We start from the raw sequence: 15938 nt of genomic DNA, 5'->3' as shown, positions 1-15938 counted from the left end.
CTGCCCCGGGGGGGTCGCGCGTAGGTCAGCGGCGGGCGCGGTTGACCGCGCTGGTGACCGCCTTGATCGAGGCGGTGACGATGTTGGCGTCGGTGCCGACACCCCAGACCGTCCGCCCGTCCACCTCACACTCCACGTACGCGGCTGCCTGCGCGTCCCCGCCGGAGGAGAGCGCGTGCTCGTGGTAGTCGAGCACCCGCACGCCCACCCCGATCGACTGGAGCGCGTTGACGTACGCGTCGATCGGGCCGTTGCCGACCGCGACGAGCGAGCGCTGCTCGGTGCCCACGCCGACCTGGGCCTCGATCTCGACCTTGCCGTCGGTGGTGCCGATCGAGTAGCTGGCCAGCCGGACCGCCGGGTCGGGCTGGTGGTCGAGCAGGTAGTGCGTCGCGAAGATCTCCCACATGGCGCTCGGGTCGACCTCGCCGCCGTCGTGGTCGGTGACGTGCTGAACCACACCGGAGAACTCGATCTGGAGCCGGCGGGGCAGGTCCAGTTGGTGCTCGCTCTTCATGATGTACGCGACGCCGCCCTTGCCGGACTGCGAGTTGACCCGGATGACCGCCTCGTAGGTGCGGCCCAGGTCCTTGGGGTCGATCGGCAGATACGGCACGGCCCAGGTGTGCTCGTCCAGCGGTACGCCGGCTGCCTTGGCGTCGGCGGCGAGGGCGTCGAAGCCCTTCTTGATGGCGTCCTGGTGGGAGCCGGAGAAGGCGGTGTAGACGAGGTCGCCCGCGTACGGGTGGCGCTCGTGCACCGGCAGTTGGTTGCAGTACTCGACGGCTCGCCGGATCTCGTCGATGTTCGAGAAGTCGATCATCGGATCGATGCCCTGGGAGAAGATGTTGAGGCCCAGCGTCACCAGGTCCACGTTGCCGGTGCGCTCGCCGTTGCCGAACAGGCAACCCTCGATGCGGTCCGCGCCCGCGAGCAGGCCCAGCTCGGCGGCGGCGACCCCGGTGCCCCGGTCGTTGTGCGGGTGCAGGCTCAACACCACGCTGTCCCGGCGCGGCAGGTGCCGGTGCATCCACTCGATCGAGTCGGCGTACACGTTGGGCGTGGCCATCTCGACCGTGGCCGGCAGGTTGATGATCAGCGGCCGGTCGGGCGTCGGGTCGATCACGTCGATCACCCGGGAACAGACCTCCAGCGCGTACTCCAGCTCGGTGCCCGTGTACGACTCCGGCGAGTACTCGTAGAAGATGTCCGTGTCCGGGGTGTGGATCTCGGCGTACTTCTGGCAGAGCCGGGCCCCGGTGGTGGCGATGTCGGCGATGCCGTCCTTGTCCAGGCCGAAGACCACCCGGCGCTGGAGGGTGGACGTCGAGTTGTAGAAGTGCACGATGGCCCGCTTCGCACCGCGCAGCGACTCGAACGTCCGGTCGATCAGGTGCTCCCGACACTGGGTGAGCACCTGGATGGTGACGTCGTCCGGGATCATGTCCTGCTCGATGAGCTGCCGGACGAAGTCGAAGTCGGTCTGGCTGGCCGACGGGAAGCCGACCTCGATCTCCTTGTAGCCCATCTGGACCAGCAGCTGGAACATCCGGCGCTTGCGCTCGGGCGACATCGGGTCGATCAGCGCCTGGTTGCCGTCGCGGAGATCCACCGCGCACCAGCGTGGGGCGGCGTCGATGTGCCGGGTGGGCCAGGCGCGGTCCGGCAGGTCGACCCGGAACTCCTCCCGGTACGGCTGGTAGCGGTGGTACGGCATCCGGCTCGGGCGTTGCCGGGCGATCGGATCAGTCTCGGCGTCGGTGACAGGTTGAGCCATCTCAGAGTGCTCCCTGGAACATGTGGCGTCAGCAGATCGAAAGGTGTCGGCGAGATGCCAGGCGACGATGCGCGGCGATGCCGATCGGAAAACTCAGATGTGCTGGACGGCGCGATGCAACTCCGCGACGAGGTGCCGGCCGGTCAGGCCTCGTCGCGGCGGCTAAGGAGAAGAAGCGCCCGCCACATGACCAAGTCACCCTACGTGATGGAGGGGGAGGTGGGAAGGCAGGTCCGGACTATGGGACCGGGGCCATGGCCGGCTCCGGGTCATCGGCAACCAGCCGCGGCGTCCGTCCGGCCCAGGCCACCACGGGCACGATCGCCAGCCCGACCAGCGCGAAGATCGCTGCGGCCGGTAACCATCCCCACCCGCCGGTGGTCACCCCGAGCGCGGTCAGTCCGGCCGGGGCGATCAGGTACTGCACCTGTGTCCCGAGCCGGAACGCCCCCACGTACGCGCCACGTTGGGAGGCTGGCGGCAGGGCGGCGGTGAGCCCCCACGCGCCCGCCGACTCGATCAGCTCGGCCAGGATCAGTACCGTCGCGGCGGCCACCAGCACCACCACGGTGAGCATGCCCCGGGTGACCCCGGAGATCGGCAGGACCAGGCAGAACAGGGCGATCAGCAAACCGCCCCGGCGAGAAGCCCGTGCCGCGTCCGCAGCGGTGTCGGCGCCCCGGCTCGCGCGTACCTGTAGCAGCACGATCAGGACCGTGTTGAGCAGCACCAGCCCTGCGATCACCGTCTTCGGGGCGTCGGTGTGGGTGAGGATCCAGAGCGGCAGCACCGTCAGGTAGAGCGTCTGGTGCGCGGTGAGCAGCCCGGAAAGCAGTGCCACCGCCATGAACGGGCGGTCCCGGAGCACGGCGAGCCGGCTCATCGGCTCCACGGGTCGGGTCGTCTGCGGCAGCCGGGGCAGTCGCCGCACGAAGAAGGCCGTCACCAGGAACACCGTCGAGATGAACCAGACCATTGCCCGGTACGCCCCGATCGTGTCCACCGCCAGCACGAGGCCGCTGAGCACCGCACCGAGCCCGAAGCCGACGTTCAGCAACGAGCGCTGGTAGGCCATCGCCGTGACCCGTTCGGCCGGGGCGAGCGCGTTGATCGAATAGACCTGAATGGCCACGCCGCTCGCGGCTTCCACGGCGGCCAGAGCCACCACCACGGCGAGGAATCCGGCGAAGCCGCCCACGAACGGGTAGGTCGCGAAGAGCGCGGCGTTCAGCACCAGCCCGACCAACCAGACCCGCTGCGGTCCGTACCGGTCGGTGAGCCCGCCCAGCGGCACCGTGCCCAGCAACGACACCCCCGCCGCGATGGACAGCCCCAGCCCCACCTGGGCGGCGCTGAGCCCGAGTGCCCGGGTGAAGAAGACGGCGCTGCCGGCGTGGAACAGGCCGCTGCCGACGGCGTAGACCATGGCCTGCACGGCCAGGGCGCGGGTCAACCCTGCCGGCGGTACGATGTTTCGGACAACGGTACGAATGGTCTCTCTGGCTTCCATGGCCGGTGAGTGAACCGTGCCCCCATCGTCCCGGTCGATTCTTTTAGCCTGGGCCGAATCCTGCGCCGGGGATGCGTGTGTCCGAGTTGCGGTTCAGTCTGGCCGACGTCGCCGGGGTGCGGCTCGCCGTGTCGCCGGCCAACGAGACGGTCATGAGCATGTGGGCGCTGGCCAGCCCGGTTTACTACGCGGTGCACCTGCCCTGGATCGACCGTGCCCGGGTGACCCTGCGTCGTCCCGAGGTGGCCGCCCGGGTCCGACCGCTGGTGGAGCTGACCCGGCCGCATTGCTGGCTGCCTGACTTCCTCACCCCGGCGGCCCGGCCGAACGTGGAGATGGCCGAGCAACTCGACCAGATCGCGGCGACGCCTCCGGACGTGGTGGTCCGGGATCTGCTGGCGACCACCCCGCGCCGACCGTTGGGCGCGTTCGGGCGGGCGCTGCTCACCGATCCCCGCGGGCTGCTGCCGCAGGTCGTCGACGCGGTGCGGGTCTGGTACGACGAGGCGATCGCCCCGGACTGGCCGCAGATGCGCGCGCTTCTCGACGCCGATGTGGCGTACCGCGCCGCTCAGCTCGCCGAGGGCGGAGCAGGTCAGTTCTTCGAGCAGCTCCACCCGAGCCTGCGCTGGCACGGTGACCGGGTGGTCAGCGACGACCCGTTCGAGCGGGACTTCGACCTCCGCGGTCGTGGGCTGGCGCTGAATCCGGGCGTATTCACCGACCGTCGGGTGCTGTGGAACCTGTTGGAGGACTCGCTGCCGGCCGGGGTGTACCCGGTCCGGGCGGTGGGAACGCTCTGGGAGACGGCCGCGACGCCGCCCGGCGACCCGCTGGCACGGGTGATCGGCCCGGGCCGAGCCGCCCTGCTGCACCTGCTCGAGACAGCGGTGACCACCACCGACCTGGCCCGACTCGCCAGGATGTCCGCCGGAAACGTCTCGCAGCACCTGACCGCGCTGCACGCCGCCGGCCTGGTTTCCCGGTCCCGACAGGGTCGGCACGTCCTCTACCGCAACACCGACGCAGCGAAGGTGCTGCTTCGAGCCAGCCGGGGCGGGTGACTCGACGGTGTGATCAGGCGAGCAGCAGATCGGCGACCGGGCGGCGGTGACGCAGGCCGGTCTCCCGGGCGCGCAGATCGGCCGGGAGCGTGAACGGGTCCCCGAGCCGGCCGACGGCGGCGACCACCAGCGGGCGGATGCCGCCGGGCAGGTCGAGTTCGGTGGCGAGGCCGGTCTGGTCGAAGTGGGTGAGTTGGCGCACGTGCAGGCCGAGTGCGGTGGCCTGCAACGTCAGGTGGGCAATCGCCTGACCGAGGTCGTACGCGGCCCGCTCGGCGTCGCCGCCGGTGTGTGCGCCGACCACCAGGGTGGCGGCGTGTCGGGCCCAACCCTGGTCACTGCCCGGGAGATTGATCAGGATCCGCTTCCAGGTCTCGTCGTGCCGGTGGCCGATGGCGAACCGCCAGGGTTGCCGGTTCTCCGTCGAGGGTGCCCAGCGTGCGGCTTCCAGCAGCGAGGCCGCCTCGGCCGGGGTCAGCTCGGCGCTCGGGTCGAAGGCCCGAGGGCTCCAGCGGTAGGCGAGCAGAGGAGTGAGATCGGCCATGCGATGAAGTGTTCCGTATGGGTGATTCGCCCACCTTGCTCGGGTGACCTGAATGTGGGCAAGAGCACCCGTAACGGGACGAAGATCAGGACGTTCCCGCGCTCGGGCTGTCCGACGGGTCAGGGGTCGGTGGCGCTGCGGTATCGAGCGGATCCCGGTCGACCACCACCGGGCCGGCGAGCTGCACGGTGGCCGGCGCCGGGCCGGGTGGTGCGGCCAACCTCAGCGTCCCGGCCCCGGTCCGGACACCGGTCGGCGTGCCGTCCCGGTCGTAGCAGTAGATACCCACCTCCAACGGAGCGTTCAACGACGCCGAGGTGGAGTCCACCGAGTAACAGGCGCCGGACAGGCCCTTGGGCGGGCTGGCCGGGGCCACCGCCAACGGCGCGCGCCGGTCGGTGAGCACGTCCAGCCAGTCGGTGAGCGGATGCTGGACCCAGGGGTCCGACCGGCGCGGGATGGCGTCGTCGCGTTCACCGAGGCGTACGCAGCTCGCCGACTCCGGTCGGCCGGCCGACGGCAGGGCGCACTGGAACAGCCCGTCGGTCGTGGCGGCCATCGAGATGTCGGCGGCGCCACCCCACGCGCCCCCCGGCACGTCGACCCGCCAGCTGCCGTCGTTCGCGCTGGTGAACGCGATCGTGCGGTCCGGTCGACCCGCCTGGCTGTACACGTACTGCGCCACCAGATGGCGGTCCTGCGCAGCCGCGGCCAGGGCGGCCAGCTCGTCCCGCGCGGCGTCCACCGCGACCGGTCCTGGATCGGCGGGCGGCGGGGCTGGAGGCTGCTCGCCGGTGCAGGCGACCAGGAGAGCCGGCAGGGCGAACACGAGCGGCCCGAGCACGCGGCCGGCCGAGCGGATGAGGACGGGCACCGGCCCATTCTGGTGGGTGCGGGCGGTCGGTGGGGACCGGCGCGTACCGGGTGCGTCCCGGCGTGTCGGGCTTGGCCCGTCCCTGCGTACCGTCGGACCTGGTCGGAGCGGCCCGGCCGGCCCCGCGCGGGCCGGATGGTGGGATCACCTGACCCGGCGTCGTTACCTGCCGGATACCCTCAAGGGGTCTGACACGCGCCGCCGGCCCCGGTTCCGGCGGCGTCGGCACGCTCAGGGTCGCTGGGAGGGAGTGCACCGTCGTGGCACTCGTGGTGCAGAAGTACGGCGGGTCCTCCGTCGCCAACGCCGAGCGGATCAAGCGGGTGGCCGAGCGCATCGTCGCCGCCCGCAAGGCCGGCGACGACGTGGTGGTGGTGGTCTCCGCGATGGGGGACACCACCGACGAGCTGCTCGACCTGGCCAACCAGGTCAGCCCGCTGCCGCCGGGCCGCGAGCTGGACATGCTGCTCACCGCCGGGGAGCGGATCTCCATGGCGTTGCTCGCCATGGCCATCCACAACCTGGGGTACGAAGCCCGCTCGTTCACCGGCTCACAGGCCGGCGTGATCACCACCTCGGTGCACGGGCGCGCACGGATCATCGACGTGACCCCCGGGCGGCTCAAGGGCGCGCTCGACGAGGGGTCGGTGGTCATCGTGGCTGGCTTCCAGGGTGTCTCGCAGGACACCAAGGACGTCACGACGCTGGGCCGGGGTGGTTCCGACACCACCGCCGTGGCGCTCGCCGCTGCCCTGCACGCCGACGTCTGCGAGATCTACACCGACGTGGACGGCATCTTCACCGCCGACCCGCGGATCGTGCCCAACGCCCGGCACATCAAGAACATCACCTACGAGGAGACGCTGGAGCTGGCCGCGTGCGGCGCGAAGGTGCTGCACCTGCGTAGCGTGGAGTACGCCCGGCGGGCGGGGTTGCCGATCCACGTCCGTTCGTCATACTCGACCAACACCGGCACGATGGTCACCGGATCGATGGAGGACCTTTCCGTGGAGCAGGCACTGATCACCGGGGTCGCGCACGACCGCAGCGAGGCCAAGATCACGATCGTCGGGGTGCCCGACGAGCCGGGTGCTGCCGCGCGGATCTTCGATACCGTCGCCGGCGCCGAGATCAACATCGACATGATCGTGCAGAACGTCTCCACCGAGGGCACCGGCCGGACGGACATCTCGTTCACCCTGCCCAAGGCCGACGGCCCGACCGCGATGGCGGCGCTCAGCAAGATCCAGGAGCCGGTCAAGTTCAAGGGCCTGCTCTACGACGACCACGTCGGCAAGGTCTCCCTGATCGGCGCCGGCATGCGCTCGCACCCCGGTGTGGCCGCGGGCTTCTTCGCCGCGCTCGGCGCGGCCGGGGTCAACATCGAGATGATCTCCACCTCCGAGATCCGGGTCTCCGTGGTCTGCCGGGACACCGACCTCGACGCCGCCGTCCGCGCCATCCACGACGCGTTCGAGCTGGGCGGCGACACCGAAGCCGTGGTCTACGCGGGGACGGGTAGGTAGCGCCGATGACGGCGCTGCCCACCCTCGCCGTGGTCGGAGCAACCGGTGCCGTCGGCACCGTCATGTGTGAGCTGCTCACCGGGCGCCGCAACGTCTGGGGTGAGATTCGGCTGCTCGCCTCCGAACGCTCGGTCGGGCGCCGGGTGCGCTGCCGGGGCGAAGAACTCGTCGTCCAGGCACTGACCCCCGAGGCGTTCGACGGGGTCGACGTGGCGATGTTCGACGTGCCCGACGACGTCTCCGCCGAGTGGGCGCCGATCGCCGTCTCCCGAGGCGCGATCGCGGTCGACAACTCCGGCGCGTTCCGGATGGACCGGGACGTTCCGCTGGTCGTTCCGGAGATCAACCCCGAAGAGGTCCGCAACCGGTCCCGCGGCATCATCGCGAACGCCAACTGCACCACCCTCGCGATGATCGTCGCCGTTGCGCCGCTGCACCGCGAGTACGGCCTGCGGGAGCTGGTCCTCGCCTCCTACCAGGCGGTCTCCGGAGCCGGCCAGTCCGGCGTCGACATCCTGCACGACCAGCTCACCAAGGTCGCCGGAGATCGCGCGCTCGGCTCGCGCACCGGCGACGTCCGCCAGGCGGTCGGCGACGACCTCGGACCGTTCCCGGCCCCGCTGGCGCTCAACGTGGTGCCCTGGGCCGGCTCCCCGGCCGACGACGGCTGGTCATCCGAGGAGATGAAGATCCGCAACGAGTCGCGGAAGATCCTTGGCCTGCCCGACCTCAAGGTGTCCGCCACCTGCGTGCGGGTGCCGGTGGTCACCGCCCACTCGGTGGCCGTGCACGCCGTCTTCGGCACCGAGGTGGACGCCGAGGGCGCCCGCGAGGCACTACGCAACGCACCCGGGGTGATCCTCGTCGACGACCCCGCAGCCGGGGAGTTCCCGATGCCGATCGACGCGGTCGGCACCGACCCGTCCTGGGTCGGCCGGATCCGCCGCGCCCTGGACGACCCCCGCGCCCTCGACTTCTTCGTCACGGGCGACAACCTCCGTAAGGGCGCTGCCCTCAACACGGCCCAGATCGCCGAACTCCTCGCCAAGGAGCTAATAAACCCCTGACCCGCCCTGCCCCGGGGCTCGGCCTGACCCGCCCTGCCCGGGGCTCGCCCGACCCGGTGTTCGCGGGGCACCCCAACTCCGTGATCGACCTGGGGAGCGCGGACCCGTGATCGACTCCATGTCGGCGACATGGCGGTATCCGCCGGGGGAGATACCGCCACATCGGCGACATGGAGTCGATCATGCCCATGAAGCGGTGGTCGTCTTGCTGTGATCCCACACCGGTCGCCGCTATGGGGATGTCCCGCGTCGGGGATACCCCTCCCCGCACTGCCCGGCGCCGACCAGACAGGCCAAACGATTCGCTCAAAGTCGCCGACAGGGAGGGGTCGGGAGGGCGGGAAGGGCGGGGGGTTATGCCGCGGATAGGTGTACGCCGTCTCGGCCTTGGCGTTTTACCGCGTACAGGGCCTGGTCGGCTCTCCGCAGGGTGCGATCGGGGGACTCGCCAGGGCGAGGCAGTGCGACGCCCACGCTGATCGTGCGACCGATGCGTCGGGCCGCCTCGGTCAGCCGTTCGGCAATCCGGACCGCCTCCTCGGGACGGCTCACCTCGATCACCGCGACGAACTCGTCGCCGCCGATCCGGTACAGCTCGTCGCCGTGCCGAAGTGCGCCCTCCAGCGCCCGGGCCAACCCGACCAGCACCCGGTCGCCGGCCTGGTGGCCGTACGTGTCGTTGACGGTCTTGAAGCCGTCCACGTCGATCGCCAGCAGGGCCGTACGCCCCGGGGTGGCCGCCGCGATCCGCTGCCCGAACGGGCCGGTGTGCCGTAACCCGGTCAGCGGGTCGGAGCTGGCCTGCTCCCGCAGTCGGGCCAGCGTGCGGAGCCGGTCCAGGCTCGTCCACGCCTGCCCGGCGAGCAGTTCCATCAGGCTGACCGTGGTCGGGTCCGGGCGCAGTGCGCGTTCGTCGGCGACCAGCAGCACCCCGCCGGTGTCCGGTGGCCCGACCGGAACGGCGACCAGCGTGTGCACCCCCGCCCGGGTCAGCGGCCGGTAGGCCTCGGTCGGGGGGTGCCCCGCCTCGCCCAGCGTGTACCCGGCGCCGTACCGGTGTGCCCGGTCGACCATCCGGTCCAGGGCGGCCGGACCCGCCTCGGTCAGTTCGGCGCGGATCCGGGTTTCCAGGTCGCTCGGCGCCACCGGCGGCGGCCCGAGCTGGCCGGCGATCAGGAGCACCGCGGTGGAGAGGGTGGAGACCTCCTGGGCGGCGCGGGCCGCAACAGCCAGCACGTCCCCCTCGGTCGACGCGGAGGTGAGCGCGGCGGTGTGCCGGAGCAGTTTCTCGCTGCGGCTCTCCGCCGGTGGGCCGCCGAGCGCGGCGATCCGCGCACCGAGCCGGTCGGCCAACCGCTGCGTGGTCTCCCGCCACGGCTCCAGGTCGACCGGCTCACTCCACTGCAGGTCGAGTACGCCGATCGCCCGGCCCGCCGGGTCCAGCACCGGTACGCACAGTTCGGCGGTCACGTCCGGGCGTACCGGTAGGTAGTCGGGGTCGACCGTGACGTCCGGGACGACGGCGGGGGTGCCGGTGGCGTACACCCGCCCGACGATGCCGGTCTTTGCCGGCACGGTCGCGAAGACCTGCCAGGCCCCGGTCGCCGCGACGCAGCGCAGGCGGTCGTGGACCGCGAGCAGCACGGAGATGGTCGCCGTGGTGTGGCGGGACAGCGCGGTGACCGTCCACCGGCAGGCCTCCGGCGCGCTCGACGCCATCGGCAGGCGGACGGTCACGTCACGGATGACTCGCTGATGATCCACTCGCACGTCGTTCCAGGTAGGGGACAGGCCGGCCGGCGCCGAGCCGCACGATCAAGCGTACTCACGGCGGCGGGGTCGGCCAGGCTTCGTACACACGTGCTATCCACAGGCTGTGGACACAGCCTGTGGGCGCGTGCCCCCCAGGACACCGGGGCCGGCGATAGCGTGGAACTCCCGGCGCCGAGGAGGCGAGCTCATGCTCATCGCACAGCTCAGTGACCCGCACCTGACGACCGGCCTGCTCGCCGCTCAACCGGCCGCCGGGCTGCACCGTGCGCTCGGCCGGGTGCTGGCGTTACGGCCCCGACCGGACTGCGTGGTGATCACCGGTGACCTGGTCGACCACGGCCGGCCCGACGAGTATGCGGCGCTGCGTGAGCTGATCGGCCAGTTCCCGCTGCCGGTGCACCTGGTCCCCGGCAACCACGACGACCGCGAGTCGCTGCTCGACGCTTTCGGGGGCACGCCGTGGCTCGGTGGCGGCTTCTCCGCCTACTACCACGTCGATTACGAGGCGGCGACGGTCGTGGTGCTCGACTCGCTTGTCGCCGGCAGCGACAGCGGCCAGCTCGGCGAGGAGCAGCTCGGCTGGCTCGACGGGGTGCTGGCCGGGCGGCCCGAGGTGCCCGCTGTGGTCTGCCTGCACCATCCGCCGGTCGCGGTCGGCATTCCCGCGGGCGACTCCCTCCGGCTCGCCGACGGTGACGCGCTCGCCGAGGTGATCGGCAGGCATCGGCACGTCGTACGGGTCGCCGCCGGCCACCTGCACCGCCCGGTCACCACGGCGTACGCGGGCACGGTGCTCACCGTGGCGCCCAGCACCTGGAGGCAGAGCACGCTCACCATGAGCGCCGACGAGCAGATCGGTTGGGTCGACGAGCCGACCGCCTTCCTGCTGCACCTGATCGAGGCGGGCGGCTGCGTGACACACACCGTGCAGGTCAGCCACTCCGCCGGCCAGACCTGCGGCTTCTGAGGGCACCCGACGGTGACTCGCTGCCCGCCCCGGGCTGTCAAGCGAGCAGGAACTCGCGCAATGCGGGAGCGAGCGTCCGCGGCGGCACCTCGTGGTAGCCACCGTCGAGGCTGACAGACCGGCCGCCCGGGACCGCCTCGGCCGCGGCACGGCTCCCGTCGCGCAGCCACTGCGGGCTGCCCGTGCTGTCCACAGCGAGGGTCGGCGCGGTGATCGCCGCCAAGCGGTCGGCGGGCATGCGACCTCCCGCGGTGACGATCTCGTCGTACGGCAGGGTGTGCGCGATCGCGGTCAGTGAACCCCACATCGGTTGCGCCTTCATCCCCGTGATGGCCTCGGTCGGCAGCCCCACCGAGGCGCTGAGGAAGGTCTCCACCGCGCCGTCCCGGTCGCCGGCGGCGATCAACTCGATGAGCTGCGCGGTGGTGTCCTTCCAGACGCCGACGTGCGGCCCAACCTGAAACGGTGGCTCGAACAGGACCAACCCGGTCACCGGCAGGCCCTGTGCCGTGGCGAGAGCGGCCAGGACGGCGCCGGAGGAGATCCCGTAGACAGCCGCGGAACCACCCGCCGCCGCGATCAGGGCGGCCAGGTCGTCGATCTCGCGGCCGATCTCGTACGGTGCGGTGTCGCCGCTGTAGCCCCGACCTCGACGGTCGTAGCTGAACACGGTGAAATCCGGTGCCAACGCCGCACCGATGTCGCGGGTCGTGTTGCGGTCGCTCAACGCGCCACCGACCAGGATGATCGCGGGCCCGGTCCCGGACCGTTCGAACGCGATGGGCGTGCCGTCCGCCGATCGCACCTGCTCCACCACCGGTGTCGTTCCGCTCACGATGCCGCCTCCGTCCACGCTGGCTGTCCCGTCCTTTCTAGACCCTGGGTCCGACGATGTCTGGCAGATCACGCCGAACGCCCGTCGGTTGGGGGTTCGGACCTACTCGCAGCTCTGCTGCGCTGCCTGGCTCGACCGGCCGGCGTCCGGATGAGAGGCTGTCGGTGCAGGCGGCCATCCCCATCCGCCGCCATCCACGACCCTTCCGACGGCGTCGGTTGGCGGCCCGGTCGACCCAGAGGCCGGGCACCGCACGCGCCGATTCTCACGAGGAGATTCATGTCCACACCCGGATTGCGTCGGGCCGCTGTCGGCCTGACCGCGTTCGCGGTGGCCGCGTTCGGCGCGGTCGCCACCAGCCCTGAGCAAGCCGACGCGCGGCCGAAGCCGGTCGACGTCAGCCTGCTGGCCCTCAACGACTTCCACGGCAACCTCGAACCGCCGAGTGGGTCCAGCGGCACCATCGCCGGGCAGACCGCGGGCGGCGTCGAGTTCCTGGCCACCCACCTGGCCGAGCTGCGCGCCGCCGCCAAGAAGAAGAACACCATCACGGTCGCCGCCGGTGACCTGATCGGCGCGTCCCCGCTGCTCTCCGCCGCGTTCCACGACGAGCCGACCATCGAGGCGCTGAACATGGCCGGGCTGGACTACGCCAGCGTCGGCAACCACGAGTTCGACGAGGGGGCCGCCGAGCTGCTGCGGATTCAGAACGGTGGCTGCCACCCGGTCGACGGCTGCGCCGACGGCACCCCGTACCGGGGCGCCGACTTCCAGTACCTGTCCGCGAACGCCTTCAAGACCGCGACCGGCACGCCGCTGATGGCGCCGTACGCGATCCACAAGGTGCAGGGCGTCAAGGTCGGCTTCATCGGCATGACCCTGGAGGGCACCCCGGAGATCGTCAGCCAGCAGGGCGTCGCCGGCCTCAGCTTCGCCGACGAGGCGGACACCGCCAACCGGTACGCTCGCGAGCTGCGCCGCAAGGGCGTGGAGTCGATCGTCGTGCTGCTGCACGAGGGTGGTGCCCAGGCGGCGACCGGTGGGATCAACGACTGCGTGGGCATGACCGGGCCCATCGTGGACATCGCCAACCGGATGGACCCGTCGATCGACGTGGTGGTCAGCGGGCACACCCACCAGGCGTACAACTGCGACATCAACGGCAAGCTGGTCACCAGTGCCAGCTCCTTCGGTCGGTTGATCACCAACATCGACCTCAAGATCGACCCTCGATCCGGTGACGTCATCTCCGCCGCGGCAGAGAACGTCGTGGTCACCCGCGACGTCGCCAAGGACCCGAAGCAGACCGCGCTGATCGACCGGTACAAGACCGTGCTCGGCCCGGTCGCCGGCCGCCAGGTCGGTGAGACCACCCAGGCGATCACCCGAAGCCAGGAAACCCTCTTCGGTACGAGTCTGGGTGAATCGCCACTGGGCAACCTGATCGCCGACGCTCAGCTCGCCGCCACCGACGACGAACAGGGGGCGGTCGCCGCCTTCATGAACCCGGGCGGGGTCCGGGCCGACCTCGACGCCGGCCCGGTCACCTACGAGGAGGCGTTCACGGTGCAGCCGTTCGCCAACAACCTGGTGACGCTGGACCTGACCGGTGCACAGCTCTACTGCGTACTGGAGCAGCAGTTCGTCACCGGCCGGACGCTGTACCCGTCAGCGACGGTGGGCTACGTGGTCGACCCGTCCGGCACCACCGGCACGGTGGCCGACCCGTGCGCCGGCACCCGCGTGGTCCGAGGCAGCCTCACCCTCGGCGGCACCGCCGTCGACACCGCCGCCACCTACCGGGTGACGGTGAACAACTTCCTGGCCGGCGGCGGTGACGGCTTCAGCGCCCTCACCGGCGGGACGAACCTCGTCACCGCCCAGATCGACCTGGACGCCTTCGTGGATTACCTGACCGCCCAGTCGCCGGTCTCCGCGCCGACGCTGGACCGGATCCGCACCACCGCCGAGGTCCCCGCCGCCTGACGGCCGACCCCGCGCCACGTCGGGCCCCGGAGCATCCGCTCCGGGGCTCGACCCGTTCCATCTCCCCGTCTGCCGTGCCCACCCGCGTCTGCCGCGCCCACCCGCGTCTGCCGCGCCCACCCGCGTCTGCCGCGCCCACCCGCGTCTGCCGCGCCCACCCGCGTCTGCCGCGCCCACCCGCGTCCGTGCCCGCGCCGGCGCCCGCGTCCGTGCCCGCGCCGGCGCCCGCGTCCGTGCCCGCGTCCGTGCCCGCGCCGGGCAAGATCGCGCTCGAACATGGATGTAGTGGCATCAGCGCGCGGGGGATGCCACTACATCCCGGATCGAGCGCGATCCTGGTGCGCGGCGAGATCAACGAGGAAGATCCGCGCAACATCAGGGATGTTGCTGTTTTCTGCGCGCCGGAGGCAGCAACATCCGGGAAGTTGCTCGGATGTTGGTGCGGGGTGCGGGGTGCGGGGTGCGGGGTGCGGGGTCAGCGCGCAGAGCGCGGGGTGCGGGCGCAGCGCGCAGGGCGCGGGGTGGCGCGGGGGAGGGGGACTCGGAGGTCGTCAGGCGGGGGCGGGCGTGGGGGCGGGGGATGCCGGGGCGGTGGTTGCGAGGCCGTCCTGTTCGGGGCTGAGCAGGCGGCGCAGAGAGAGCGCGACCAGCGAGGCGACCAGGCAGCCGCCGACCACCGTCGCCACCCAGACTTTGCCGTCGGCGGCGCCGATGAGCGGGCCGGCGGTCACCGGGCCGATCACACCGCTGATGCCGAAGATCATCGAACTCATTGCGTTGTATCGGCCGCGTAGCTCGTCTGTGGCCAGCGCGTTGGTCAGCGCGGGCATCACCGGCGAGAGCATCGTCTCGCCGAAGCCGAAGATCGCCGAGCAGGCCACCACGCACAGGGCGGCCAGCAGGGCGCTTTCACCATTCACCAGGCCGGCGGCGCCGAGGACCAGCCAGGCGGCGGCGAACACCGCCCCGACCACGGCCAGTGCCCGGGTGCGGCTGCGCCCTTCGATTCGGCGGATCACCAGCAGTTGCGCGAGCACGATCATCACGGTGTTGGCCGCGAGTGCCCAGGCCACCACCCGCGGGTTGACCTCGGCCACCCGCACCGCGTACGCGGCGAAGCCCACCTCGATCTGCGCGTAGCCGCAGGTGGTGAGGACCAGCCCGAAGATCACCAGCCGCCGGAACGGTCGGTCGCGGAGCACGGTCAGGTAGCCGCCGGGTGAGGGCTCGTCCGTGCCTCGACGGCTGCCGAGTCGGTGGCCCACGGTGGGCAGGGTGAGCAGGATCAGCGCCGGCATCAGGTAGGTCACCGCGTCCAGCAGGTAGATCGTCTGGAAGGTGCCGGGCCGGGCGGTGTCGACGATCGCGCCGGAGGTCATGCCACCGATGCCGATACCGAGGTTGAGCAGGGCGAAGTTCAGCCCGAAGACGCGTTGCCGCTCACCGTCGTCGGTCAGCGACGCGAGGATCGTGTTCTGCCCGGACCAGATCGCCGAGCTGCCGATGGCGATCACCGTCATCACCAGCAGGGCCGACCCGGTGGAGTGGACCAGCGCGAGGGAGCCGGTGCCGACCGCCTCGATCAGCAGGCAGGGCAGCACCACCCGACGGGCGCCGATCCGGTCGATCAGTGTTCCGCCCAGCGGCGACAGGGCCAGCGTGACGACGCCGTACCAGCCGATCACGAGCCCGGCGCGGGTGTCGGTGAGCCCGCGTACGTCGGTCAAATAGATGAACAGGAACGGCAGGGTCAGGCCGCGTCCGATCGCCGACAGCAGGGTGCCGAGCATGATCCGGCGAGCTTCCGAACGGCGGGGCAGGGCACGACGCAGCATGTCCGGCATTCTCTTCGCCGGGTGTGACGCCGCGCGAGGGGTTTTGGCCCCGTCCCGCTGTCTTCGGGATCGTCGCGTGACCAATCACACGATGATCCACTCGGCTCGGCAGCGGCCCGTCGGTGGAGGCCCGTCGGTGGCGGGGATGGGCGCCAAGGTCGGCAGGCCGCCGGGTCTGCG

At 71.3% G+C, this 15938-nt stretch carries 12 protein-coding genes; 5 read left to right on the top strand and 7 right to left on the bottom strand.

What is annotated here, in order from left to right; genetic code table 11:
* Positions 1-25: 25 nt before the first annotated feature.
* Positions 26-1777: a 2-isopropylmalate synthase gene (gene leuA, locus JOD64_RS13145; protein WP_204942497.1), complete on the bottom strand. Its 1752-nt coding sequence runs from the start codon at positions 1775-1777 to the stop codon at positions 26-28.
* A gap of 238 nt (positions 1778-2015) precedes the next feature.
* The gene (locus JOD64_RS13140) at positions 2016-3287 is read right to left on the bottom strand and encodes an MFS transporter (protein ID WP_204942496.1); all 1272 of its coding nucleotides are present in this window, start codon (positions 3285-3287) and stop codon (positions 2016-2018) included.
* A 71-nt stretch (positions 3288-3358) separates the two neighbouring features.
* Between JOD64_RS13140 and JOD64_RS13135 the strand changes: the two genes are divergently transcribed.
* Entirely contained in the window at positions 3359-4351 is a 993-nt protein-coding gene (locus JOD64_RS13135; protein ID WP_204942495.1) for an ArsR/SmtB family transcription factor, read from the top strand.
* 13 nt (positions 4352-4364) lie between these two features.
* Here the strand turns inward: JOD64_RS13135 and JOD64_RS13130 are convergent, their stop codons facing one another.
* Both JOD64_RS13130 and JOD64_RS13125 read right to left on the bottom strand, forming a co-directional pair.
* The gene (locus tag JOD64_RS13130; RefSeq protein ID WP_204942494.1) at positions 4365-4895 is read right to left on the bottom strand and encodes a nitroreductase family protein; all 531 of its coding nucleotides are present in this window, start codon (positions 4893-4895) and stop codon (positions 4365-4367) included.
* A gap of 85 nt (positions 4896-4980) precedes the next feature.
* Positions 4981-5769: a hypothetical protein gene (locus JOD64_RS13125; RefSeq protein WP_307813368.1), complete on the bottom strand. Its 789-nt coding sequence runs from the start codon at positions 5767-5769 to the stop codon at positions 4981-4983.
* 260 nt (positions 5770-6029) lie between these two features.
* On the opposite strand from JOD64_RS13125, the gene JOD64_RS13120 reads away from it, so the two are divergent.
* The gene (locus JOD64_RS13120; RefSeq protein ID WP_204942493.1) at positions 6030-7295 is read left to right on the top strand and encodes an aspartate kinase; all 1266 of its coding nucleotides are present in this window, start codon (positions 6030-6032) and stop codon (positions 7293-7295) included.
* A gap of 5 nt (positions 7296-7300) precedes the next feature.
* Positions 7301-8362 (top strand): aspartate-semialdehyde dehydrogenase, encoded by a 1062-nt coding sequence (locus tag JOD64_RS13115; protein WP_204942492.1) that lies wholly within the window; start codon positions 7301-7303, stop codon positions 8360-8362.
* Positions 8363-8716: 354 nt separating this feature from the next.
* On the opposite strand, the gene JOD64_RS13110 is transcribed toward JOD64_RS13115, so the two are convergent.
* On the bottom strand, positions 8717-10126 hold the full coding sequence (locus JOD64_RS13110) for a sensor domain-containing diguanylate cyclase (protein WP_204942491.1): 1410 nt from the start codon (positions 10124-10126) through the stop codon (positions 8717-8719).
* 196 nt (positions 10127-10322) lie between these two features.
* Here JOD64_RS13110 and JOD64_RS13105 point away from each other — a divergent pair, with 196 nt between their 5' ends.
* Positions 10323-11102 carry a phosphodiesterase gene (locus JOD64_RS13105; protein WP_204942490.1) on the top strand — a complete coding sequence of 260 codons (780 nt, stop codon included), beginning with the start codon at positions 10323-10325 and terminating at the stop codon, positions 11100-11102.
* A gap of 37 nt (positions 11103-11139) precedes the next feature.
* On the opposite strand, the gene JOD64_RS13100 is transcribed toward JOD64_RS13105, so the two are convergent.
* Entirely contained in the window at positions 11140-11937 is a 798-nt protein-coding gene (locus JOD64_RS13100) for an alpha/beta fold hydrolase (RefSeq protein ID WP_204942489.1), read from the bottom strand.
* Positions 11938-12216: 279 nt separating this feature from the next.
* Here JOD64_RS13100 and JOD64_RS13095 point away from each other — a divergent pair, with 279 nt between their 5' ends.
* Complete coding sequence (locus JOD64_RS13095; protein WP_204942488.1) at positions 12217-13923, top strand: bifunctional metallophosphatase/5'-nucleotidase; 1707 nt, start codon at positions 12217-12219, stop codon at positions 13921-13923.
* Between the two features lie 551 nt (positions 13924-14474).
* On the opposite strand, the gene JOD64_RS13090 is transcribed toward JOD64_RS13095, so the two are convergent.
* Positions 14475-15758, bottom strand: a complete 1284-nt coding sequence (locus JOD64_RS13090) for an MFS transporter (protein WP_239559497.1) — start codon at positions 15756-15758, stop codon at positions 14475-14477.
* Positions 15759-15938 lie beyond the last annotated feature (180 nt).

The sequence above is a fragment of the Micromonospora luteifusca genome, from assembly GCF_016907275.1.
Classification (GTDB): Bacteria; Actinomycetota; Actinomycetes; order Mycobacteriales; family Micromonosporaceae; genus Micromonospora; species Micromonospora luteifusca.
Note: the sequence above shows the minus strand (reverse complement) of the source record. Positions and strands in the feature narration are given on the sequence as shown.

Bases quoted from the DNA above. Each gene is read 5' to 3' on its own strand.
- JOD64_RS13090 (WP_239559497.1), bottom strand. From the start codon at position 15,758: ATGCTGCGTCGTGCCCTGCCCCGCCGTTCGGAAGCTCGCCGGATCATG.
- JOD64_RS13105 (WP_204942490.1), top strand. From the start codon at position 10,323: ATGCTCATCGCACAGCTCAGTGACCCGCACCTGACGACCGGCCTGCTC.
- JOD64_RS13095 (WP_204942488.1), top strand. From the start codon at position 12,217: ATGTCCACACCCGGATTGCGTCGGGCCGCTGTCGGCCTGACCGCGTTC.
- JOD64_RS13135 (WP_204942495.1), top strand. From the start codon at position 3,359: ATGCGTGTGTCCGAGTTGCGGTTCAGTCTGGCCGACGTCGCCGGGGTG.
- leuA (WP_204942497.1), bottom strand. From the start codon at position 1,777: ATGGCTCAACCTGTCACCGACGCCGAGACTGATCCGATCGCCCGGCAA.
- JOD64_RS13140 (WP_204942496.1), bottom strand. From the start codon at position 3,287: ATGGAAGCCAGAGAGACCATTCGTACCGTTGTCCGAAACATCGTACCG.
- JOD64_RS13130 (WP_204942494.1), bottom strand. From the start codon at position 4,895: ATGGCCGATCTCACTCCTCTGCTCGCCTACCGCTGGAGCCCTCGGGCC.
- JOD64_RS13115 (WP_204942492.1), top strand. From the start codon at position 7,301: ATGACGGCGCTGCCCACCCTCGCCGTGGTCGGAGCAACCGGTGCCGTC.